General features: G+C 60.1%; 15 protein-coding genes. 5 read left to right on the top strand and 10 right to left on the bottom strand.

What is annotated here, in order from left to right; translation table 11 throughout:
* Positions 1-5: 5 nt before the first annotated feature.
* From PARACOCCUSGL_RS0119140 to PARACOCCUSGL_RS0119100, 9 genes are read right to left on the bottom strand one after another with little or no spacing between them, the layout of a single operon-like run.
* Positions 6-221 (bottom strand): glutaredoxin family protein, encoded by a 216-nt coding sequence (locus tag PARACOCCUSGL_RS0119140; protein WP_010400359.1) that lies wholly within the window; start codon positions 219-221, stop codon positions 6-8.
* A complete protein-coding gene (locus PARACOCCUSGL_RS0119135; protein ID WP_010400358.1) occupies positions 218-1,567 on the bottom strand; it encodes a DUF4942 domain-containing protein in 1,350 nt (449 codons plus the stop codon). Before PARACOCCUSGL_RS0119135 ends, PARACOCCUSGL_RS0119140 begins: the two co-directional genes overlap by 4 nt.
* On the bottom strand, positions 1,564-1,782 hold the full coding sequence (locus PARACOCCUSGL_RS0119130) for a hypothetical protein (protein WP_010400357.1): 219 nt from the start codon (positions 1,780-1,782) through the stop codon (positions 1,564-1,566). Before PARACOCCUSGL_RS0119130 ends, PARACOCCUSGL_RS0119135 begins: the two co-directional genes overlap by 4 nt.
* Positions 1,766-2,155 carry a hypothetical protein gene (locus tag PARACOCCUSGL_RS0119125; protein ID WP_010400356.1) on the bottom strand — a complete coding sequence of 130 codons (390 nt, stop codon included), beginning with the start codon at positions 2,153-2,155 and terminating at the stop codon, positions 1,766-1,768. Before PARACOCCUSGL_RS0119125 ends, PARACOCCUSGL_RS0119130 begins: the two co-directional genes overlap by 17 nt.
* Complete coding sequence (locus PARACOCCUSGL_RS0119120; protein ID WP_138918404.1) at positions 2,152-2,535, bottom strand: hypothetical protein; 384 nt, start codon at positions 2,533-2,535, stop codon at positions 2,152-2,154. The genes PARACOCCUSGL_RS0119125 and PARACOCCUSGL_RS0119120 overlap by 4 nt, the downstream gene beginning before the upstream one ends.
* On the bottom strand, positions 2,483-3,352 hold the full coding sequence (locus PARACOCCUSGL_RS21305) for a hypothetical protein (protein ID WP_050804230.1): 870 nt from the start codon (positions 3,350-3,352) through the stop codon (positions 2,483-2,485). Before PARACOCCUSGL_RS21305 ends, PARACOCCUSGL_RS0119120 begins: the two co-directional genes overlap by 53 nt.
* Positions 3,349-3,717, bottom strand: coding sequence for a hypothetical protein (locus PARACOCCUSGL_RS21030; RefSeq protein WP_010400351.1), 369 nt, complete (start codon positions 3,715-3,717; stop codon positions 3,349-3,351). The genes PARACOCCUSGL_RS21305 and PARACOCCUSGL_RS21030 overlap by 4 nt, the downstream gene beginning before the upstream one ends.
* Position 3,718: 1 nt before the next feature.
* Positions 3,719-3,973: a hypothetical protein gene (locus tag PARACOCCUSGL_RS0119105; RefSeq protein WP_138918403.1), complete on the bottom strand. Its 255-nt coding sequence runs from the start codon at positions 3,971-3,973 to the stop codon at positions 3,719-3,721.
* Positions 3,973-4,182 carry a sigma factor-like helix-turn-helix DNA-binding protein gene (locus PARACOCCUSGL_RS0119100; RefSeq protein ID WP_010400348.1) on the bottom strand — a complete coding sequence of 70 codons (210 nt, stop codon included), beginning with the start codon at positions 4,180-4,182 and terminating at the stop codon, positions 3,973-3,975. Before PARACOCCUSGL_RS0119100 ends, PARACOCCUSGL_RS0119105 begins: the two co-directional genes overlap by 1 nt.
* 258 nt (positions 4,183-4,440) lie before the next feature.
* On the opposite strand from PARACOCCUSGL_RS0119100, the gene PARACOCCUSGL_RS0119095 reads away from it, so the two are divergent.
* The 3 genes from PARACOCCUSGL_RS0119095 (at position 4,441) to PARACOCCUSGL_RS21670 (ending at position 5,969) form a co-directional block, all read left to right on the top strand.
* Positions 4,441-4,863, top strand: coding sequence for a hypothetical protein (locus PARACOCCUSGL_RS0119095; protein WP_138918402.1), 423 nt, complete (start codon positions 4,441-4,443; stop codon positions 4,861-4,863).
* Positions 4,864-5,214: 351 nt separating this feature from the next.
* The gene (locus PARACOCCUSGL_RS22740) at positions 5,215-5,523 is read left to right on the top strand and encodes a DUF4258 domain-containing protein (RefSeq protein WP_029372748.1); all 309 of its coding nucleotides are present in this window, start codon (positions 5,215-5,217) and stop codon (positions 5,521-5,523) included.
* The gene (locus PARACOCCUSGL_RS21670) at positions 5,523-5,969 is read left to right on the top strand and encodes a DNA-binding transcriptional regulator (protein WP_010400346.1); all 447 of its coding nucleotides are present in this window, start codon (positions 5,523-5,525) and stop codon (positions 5,967-5,969) included. The genes PARACOCCUSGL_RS22740 and PARACOCCUSGL_RS21670 overlap by 1 nt, the downstream gene beginning before the upstream one ends.
* 112 nt (positions 5,970-6,081) lie before the next feature.
* On the opposite strand, the gene PARACOCCUSGL_RS0119080 is transcribed toward PARACOCCUSGL_RS21670, so the two are convergent.
* A complete protein-coding gene (locus PARACOCCUSGL_RS0119080) occupies positions 6,082-6,270 on the bottom strand; it encodes a hypothetical protein (protein WP_010400345.1) in 189 nt (62 codons plus the stop codon).
* 681 nt (positions 6,271-6,951) lie between these two features.
* Here PARACOCCUSGL_RS0119080 and PARACOCCUSGL_RS0119075 point away from each other — a divergent pair.
* Both PARACOCCUSGL_RS0119075 and PARACOCCUSGL_RS0119060 read left to right on the top strand, forming a co-directional pair.
* Complete coding sequence (locus tag PARACOCCUSGL_RS0119075; protein ID WP_010400344.1) at positions 6,952-7,194, top strand: hypothetical protein; 243 nt, start codon at positions 6,952-6,954, stop codon at positions 7,192-7,194.
* Positions 7,195-7,702: 508 nt separating this feature from the next.
* Positions 7,703-7,894 carry a hypothetical protein gene (locus PARACOCCUSGL_RS0119060; RefSeq protein WP_010400339.1) on the top strand — a complete coding sequence of 64 codons (192 nt, stop codon included), beginning with the start codon at positions 7,703-7,705 and terminating at the stop codon, positions 7,892-7,894.
* Positions 7,895-7,905: the final 11 nt, after the last annotated feature.

Here is a 7,905-nt window from a genome sequence, read left to right as displayed (position 1 = left end):
GACGGTCACTGGTTCAGCGCCCGCAGCTGGTCCGGGATGAACCCGTGGATCACCTGATCACCGTCCACGATGACCGGGACTGACCGCGCGCCGAGGCTGGCGAGGGAATCGCGGTGCTCGGCGGCGGGGCGTTCCTCGAACGGAATGCCCTCGGCCATCAGTAACCGCTTCACGGCGGCGCACGGCTGGCAATTGGGCTGAGTGTAAACGATGACGGTCATGCCGCCCTCCTAATAGTGGCTACGGTTGTGTTGATGTTGGTACCGCTCTCGGCGAACGATCCGACCGGAAGGTCGGACCAATGCGGACGCAGGTCATCCAATTCGCCATGGTCGTAGCGCGCGGTTGCGGGCAGGATCGCAGTCAGCCGGCCGCCGGGCTTGAGGAATTTCAGCGCGTGCCGCACGTGCTTGGCATAGTGGCGGCCATAGAACGGCGGATTCATCACCACCTGGTCGAAGTCAGCGGTCGGAACCGTTTCGAGGAAATTCATGCGCATGACGCGGTGACCTTTCGCCTCGCACATCGCAGCGCGCACCGGATCCACCTCGCAGCCGATCACTTCGGCACCAGCGGCGCTCAGGGCGTCCATGAAGCGCCCGCAGCCGCATGACGGCTCCAATACCCGCTGACCGGGCAGGCGATAGGCTATATCGGCCAGCACGCGCTCCACGACCGCGGCGGGCGTGGGGTAGTATTGCAGGTCTTTCGATACTGCGGTGCTGGCGCGATGCCTGGTCGGTCGCTCGTCCGGGCAGTCTGGCAGCACGTCGCCATAGTATTCGGCCAAGGCGCGGTTGATGTCGGCCAGCGCCTCGGGGCTGAAGAACAGGTGTCCATTTCCGTTCTGGAACCGCTTGAGCCAGACGCCGCGCGCGGGAAATGTGGTCTCGGGCCGGTGGAAGTCCTTCGGCGCCGTCCAAGCATCCAGCAGAGAGCCGCCCTCAAGCAGCCTCTCCATCTCGCGATATTCGACCAGCGGCTTCCCCTGGTAGGCCGCCAGAGCGTTCAGGATGTCGCGTAGCCGATCCCGGCCCCATGAACCATATCCGGCAACGCTATCAAGGATCACGCGCTTGGGCAGGCCTTTCACGCCGATCTTCATCCGCTCATGCGATTTGAATGCCGGGTCTAGCTGCGAAAACACCTCTGCCAGCCCGCGCAGGATGCTGCCCCACGGATCGGAAACCAAGTCGCCGAACTGTTCGCGGATGTTTTCGACCGTGAACGGTGGCGGCGCGCTGAACATCTGCTCGTAGCGACGCTTGGCCTCGGCGCTGGCGATCTGCTCTAATCCATACAGCTCGTAGACATGACGCCATGCCGATTGCAGCAATGACCTTTCCAAGGCACTGAGATAGATGCCCCGCCCTGTGTCCAATGTGATATTTCCCCATGTCCCGCCGATGGTGGCAGCCGATTTCAGCGCATCACCCGCCGCATCGAATGCAGCCAACGCATCAGGCAGAGCCGCGCGTTTGGCGTCGTATTCCGCAACGATTTCGGACGGGCGGCGACGCCCGGTGCTGATCTCGGTGCCGGTAAAAATGTGTGCTTGATGGCTCATGCCCCTGCCCCCGATTTTTCGCCCGCTGAGCGGCTCTCCGCGCCTTCTGCGGGGAAATGTTCATCCACCACGCCAACCAGCACGGCGAGCACCCCCGCCCGATCGGCGTCAGTACGGCAACGACAGGATGCGTCCCGCGCCCAGAGGGCCGCTTTGACGACCTGCTTGCGCCTGGTGCCGATGGCAGTCTTGTACTGGTCAAGAGGCTTGCTCACGGTGCGCCTCCTGTAGTGCCGCCTCGATGTCCTGCAGGCGGCCATTGTCCAGTCGCCACGCCACCCAAGCGTCCGTCCGGCCGATATCCCTCGCCAAAGCCCTAATGCTGGGCCACGTGCGATCAGCGACAGTTACAGGGCGGCATCTGGGATGCTGAATGTGGCGCTTGTGCTGCCACCAGCGATAACCAGCGTCATAGGCGATTTTATTGACCGCGAGGGGTCTGATGCCAAGGGCGCGGGCGATGGGGGGCATGGTCCAGCCCTCAGCAGCACGGGCCATTATCCACGCCGCGCGTTCGTCGCGCAGCTCTTGCGGCGTCCAGCGTGACATGCGGCCACGGAGATGATCGGGGGCGGTGAGGTGGGTCATTGACGCATTCCCAGACCAGCCATAACCCGGGCCACCTCGGCGGCCATTTCGGCGCGTCGCTCCGGGCTGGGCAAGTCGCGGACAGGCTCGGGTTTGGCAATCGCGGCGCGGACCTGCTCGACATTCCTGCGGCCCCACGCCTCGGACAGGATTGCCAAGATGTGGCCGGGATTAGGGCGGCGGTTCGGATAGTCCCTGCGATGCTTACGCAGAGCGGCGCGGATGCTTTCGACCGGCCACGGCTCCAACTCATCGCACCAGTCGGCAAGCACCGCAGCGCGCAGGCTTTGGGAGTCATCGGGCTGCCAATATCCGTGCAGGACGACCTCAACCGAAGCCAAAATCTGGGCGCGATGGTGCGCGATTTCGGATGGCTGCATCTGCGATACGTCCAAAGCGGTCGTCGGCGGCAGACTGGCGATTTTGCTGGGAAGATTTGCGGTCATCGTAGTTGCCTTCCATGATTTTCTTGAAGTTTGCGGCCTTGGCGATCCAGTCGATGCCGAAGCCTGCGAACGGTCTCGCGGCCCCGAGAAACGGCGATGCTGCGGCTTTTTCGATTGCGATCCGCCAGCCCTCTGGGCCGCCCGATTCCTTGATCCTGGCGCTGATGGCCCTCCGCCGCGTCTGATCGAGTCGCTGGGGAATGGGCCAGCCCTGCCGCTCTGCCGCTGCCCGGTAGGCCAGGACCGCCTCGGCGACCTCGTCAATCGGCTGGTGATCGGCGGCGAGCGACAAGGATGCGTTAGCATCCTCTCTTATCTGGCTTCTGGCTTCTGGCTTCTGGGTCTTATCCCCACCCTTATCCGGTGGGTTATCCGACGGCGGATTATCCCTGTCTTTTGAAAGGGATGGGTTGCCGCCTTTTTTCCCGTTTTTCCGCGCTATGGCGGTCCTCTTCGCTGTCCGCGTCATCTTCCGCGAGTAGATCACGCCCTCTCTCGTGCGGGAGAACACACCGGCTGCATCCAGTTCGCCGAGCAATTCGGGGATCTGGTCAGATGGCGCTCCTACCAACACGGCGAGCTGCGCGTCCGTCGGGGACCGACCGGCAACGAGAAGGTGGCCGTACGGGACAGCCTCATGCATCAGGGCAATCATCTCGATCCAAAGACCGCGAGCCGCCATGCTGCACATCCGAAGGGCGGGATCTGACCGCCAGTCAGTGGGGTAAAACTTGAGCCACGGATCGCTCACGCCTCTGCCTCCATGATGTGAACGATTACGGCGCCGTCTCGGCACGGCTCTCCGCGCTCCAGGGTGCTGCGGCGCCAATGGCTGTCATCGACGGCGATGGCCTCGGCCACGGCGTCCAATCCCTGCTTGGCTCGGGCCAGCGCGTTATCGAGGTCATAGCGGCGCTTGGACGGCGGGCAGAACGTCACCAGCACGTCAACGGCAATGGCATCGACGGGCCGGATCTTCTCGGCCTCGCACAGCGCCCAGCAGGCCAGCTTGTAGCCCTTGGCGGCGTCGGCCTTACTGCGCCATTTCCCCTGCCCGCTGGCGTTCGGGCTGGTTGCTGACGGAGGCCAAGGAAGCTGCACACGCGCAAGCATCATATCAGGCTCCCTTGTCGAGTATCTGATGAACCCGCAGATACCGATCGGCGGCGTCCTTCTTGCGGTTGTGCAGGCGCATCGCCCTGACGGTCAGGTCGGGCGTGGTACGTCTGCTGGTGCCATTCTCTGGCGGCGTCCCGGTGTTCTGCACAGGCCCAGATGCGGCCTCGGTCCGGGTGGCCGAGTGGTGGACCGAACCCGTAGCAAGCCGGTGCACCGCAGCGGCCACAGCGATGAGGGGTGTGGGCCATGTCATCACTCCCTCGCCCATGGATAGGCCGGGCGGACGACGCTCTCAGGCTCGCCGCTCTCGGTCAGATCAGCCACAAGCACGCGGCGCGCTATTGTGCGGACATACTCTTTGGTAATGCCAAGCGAGTCCGCGATGGCTGCAAGCGTCTCACCGGCACAGGCTCGGGAGAGGATCAGCAGATCGCGTTCGTCAGTCTGTCTGGTGATGCTCATGCCACACCCCCTTTGCCCTGACGGGGGCGGGGTTGACGGGAGGGGGTGGCGTTCACATGTCGAACATATCCGGGGAAGAAATGATCCGGCCTCAAAGGGATGCCCCGCTTAATCGCTTCAAGCAGCAGGGCCTCTTGCGCGTCTGCCGGGATAATTCCTCCGGTGCCGCCGCGCTCTCTTGGGTAAGTCCATCTGTGGACGCGGGAGACGTCGCGTCCAGTCATGTCCGCAACAACCTGAAAGCCGCCGCAGATATTGATGATTGAAGTCGCTGGTTCCATGCCTCATTTTATTGCGATAATCGCAAATAAAAGCAAGCCAAAAAATTGCGTTAATAGCAGTATTACCTTGTTGCGAAATGCGCAACAAAGAGGCATGGAGACCATTGACGCAGACTGGATACGAAAGCGCCTTTCTGGGAAGCGGGGCGAAAAATCTGCTCTCGCCACAGCCTTGGGCGTTGGCCCTGACGTGGTCAGCAAGATCCTTAAGGGTGAACGAAGCGTTCACGCCTCAGAGATACCCAAGGTTATTGAGTTCTTTGCAAGCCAGGACACCCGGCGCGAGAGTGCAAGGCTTCGATTACTTCAGGAAATTCAGACGCTAGACGAGCAAGAGGCGCGCTTTTTGCTAGGCTCCTTAGGAGTCTATCGCGGTCAACGCCGCGAGGAAGAGCCGTGATAGCCTTGAGCTTGCGCTCAACATATTCCTCATCGCTGTCCATCTCTCTCCCTCCTTCCAGACTCAAGAACAAAACAAGAACATCATGGGACCGACTCATCCGCCGATCAAGCGCCCGACTCGGGGGGTCAACCAGAAAGCAGGGGATGAATCTGTGGATATTCTGGGGGTTAGGGGAAGTGGGGGTGAGAGGCAGTGATGGTTTCTTAAATGCCTGAAGCGTTGGGTGGAACCATTTCACCCCTTGACGGTTAGTATCACGATGATACTTGATGGCGAAAAGCGCGGAGAATCAAGCTGAGCCAAGATGGGCCTTGGCCTCCCAGGGAGGCGACTGAAAGAATTCGAGCCATGGCCCGAGACGGCAAGCTCTCTCTGGCTTACAAAGTCCACGCAATGCGGCGAGAAAGTGAAAGGGGGCTGTATGTACCGGACGTGTTGCATGTACTTAAACACGGCTTCGTTTACGCCGAAGGCGTCCCAGCTACGAGGCCATACTATTACAAATATGTAATAGAAGGCCCTACCCCCAACAGCGGTGGGAGGTCGGTTGCTCTGGTGGTGATTCCAGACGAGCAAAATTGTACCATAAAGCTCGTTACAATTATGTGGATAGATGAAACATCCACGCGAGCGGGTACCATTGTGGAGACAAAATAATGAATGCCTATCACTACACGGAAAGTGGCCTGGCTAACGTGTATATTGAGGGCCTAGATCCGATGATCGATGACGAGGGGGATGAGGTAATTCAGATCCCAGCGATCAACGAACTTCATCGTGCTATCGCGCAAGGTATTGTATGCCACAAAAAAGGCATGAGCCCCGAAGAACTTAGGTTCTTGCGAACCGAGATGGGCTTGACTCAGGCTGAGCTGGCGCAACTCGTCCACCGAGACAAGCAGTCCGTTGGGAGGTGGGAACGCGGCGAATGCCCCATGGAAGGCGCGGTGGAAACAGTTGTCCGCAGTCTCGCCATTGAGCGACTGAAACTGGACAGCGTCCCTGGTGGCGTTGAAGGCCTTGCCAAAAGCAGCGTGCAAACTGCTGAGGTTCAACCAATCAATATCAACCATCGCGACGGCGAGTACAAACTTGCGGCTTAAGCATGTACAGATGCGGCCCCTAACCCCAGCCCCGCTCCGGCGGGGCTTCTTCATTCCGAAAACGAAAACGGCGAGGTTTCCCCCGCCGCACGCCAACCCTTTCTGGCTGCGTTCAATCGCCCAAGGCGTCATATCCCCTGCGCCAGACGTTCACCTTCTTCATGTGCGCGGCCTGCATGGCTTCTTCCTTGGCCAGCGCGACCTCTGCGGCGTTATCCAAATCGCCGTCGCTGTCCATACCGTCTACGGCCGTTTGAAGCATCTGGGCCTCGGTTTGCGGGACTTTGCTTTCTCGGACCATGACAGGTCCTCCATCACACCACGGCGAGAATTCCGCCGGGATGATACATCGTAACACATGTCGGGATTGATAGCACGGACTCATATGCCCGCCCGAATCGGCGGGGCTTCTTCATTCCGGAACCCCCTCGCCGACCGCGCGTTTCCCTTATCCGCGCTGAGGAATCTGCGCGGGTGCCCCTGTCGGCTCTTCTGGTTTCCCGGCAGGGGCTTCCCTTGACTCTCGCCTCTATACATGCGACCCCAAAGCTGTACTATTCGAGTATCCATCTCACTCTTCCCCCGCTGGAACCGCAGCGGGGGCTTTTTCTTGACTCGAATCGTCGCTCCGGGAATCAATGCTGGTGATGTAGCAGCAATGACATCAGGAAGCCCGTCCCTACTGCCGTGGGGCGGGCTTTTCGCTTACTGAGGGGAAGCGGGGGCGGATGTACCTCCGGGGATTCTGTGATGAATCCGCAACAGCACTACATATTGGGGTTAAAAATCAGCATGGCCACAGGATGCTGATGTTGCCTGTTATTCCGGCAAAGGGGTAAAAAGAGAACGGCCGCAGAGTGTTGGAGCACTCTACGGCCAATCTAACCCACCGTTGGCCCGGTGGAAGTGTGAATTCACAAGTGCTGTTATGACAGCGCATGTGAACCACGTCAAGCCGGGCCTCTCATCATAGGAGGCGGCCATGATTGGCGTCACATTCAGCATCAAGTATGATGCCACTTACTCTGAGCGATACCAAAAGCTATACGAGGTGTTTCGACGCTTCGGCATTGTGAAGGACCGCACCACGTCATGCGTGTTCCTGAACACCGAAGACGGGGCGGCCGTGAAGTCGGCGCTCTATCTCGCCTTGGACTATACAAAAGACAAGGCGGTGGTGTTCACCACCTTTAGCCACACCATGATCGACTTTGGTGTCAACTAGTCCAGGTATCCGCTCCCGATCTGCACCGGCACCCGGAAGATGCGATAGCTGATCCAAAAGGCGATCTTGAGGCGGCGAACGCGCCACTTCTGGGTGTCGAACATCTCGATCCTCTACATGAAGCCCGCCCTCACCGGCGGGCTTTTTGCTGCGCCGGAGCCGATCCCCGGCAGGGGGAGGATAGCACGGGCGGATGCAATGCAGCAAACTTAATTTGCGATTGTCGCAATTTTGGACTTGAAATCTATTTGCGATATTCGCAATATATATCTCACAGGCCACGAAGAAGCCCCCGCCGATCTGGCCGCTTAGTGAGAGGAAAAATCCCTGCAATGCACACACCGTTTTCCCCGCCCCCCGCCGGTCCCGCCGGACTGATTGCTGAGCTTTGCCTGCGCGATCTGGACGCTGTTGAGCAATTCCACGCGGCCAAGAGCATCAGTCTCGAACCGCCTCTGTGGGGCCGCGCCATCACCCCGCCCTCTGCTGAGTATCGGGAGATCGTCCAATGACGTTTCATCGCCTTGTGTCCGCAGCACGGACCGCCCTGCATATGGCAGCGATGCTGGCTATCGTGGCTGCCGTGATCTGGATCGCGGTCCCTGCCGCTAAAGCCATCGTTGAGGCAGCCAGCAATCCCGCAGCCTGCGACGGTTATGCCCGTTCTGACTGCGCTGCTGTTATGTCGGAGGGCTGGTGAGATGGCTATCC

This window comes from Paracoccus sp. TRP (genome assembly GCF_000185925.1).
In the GTDB taxonomy this organism is placed as follows: Bacteria; Pseudomonadota; Alphaproteobacteria; order Rhodobacterales; family Rhodobacteraceae; genus Paracoccus; species Paracoccus kondratievae.
This window is presented reverse-complemented; position numbering and strand designations above follow the sequence as displayed.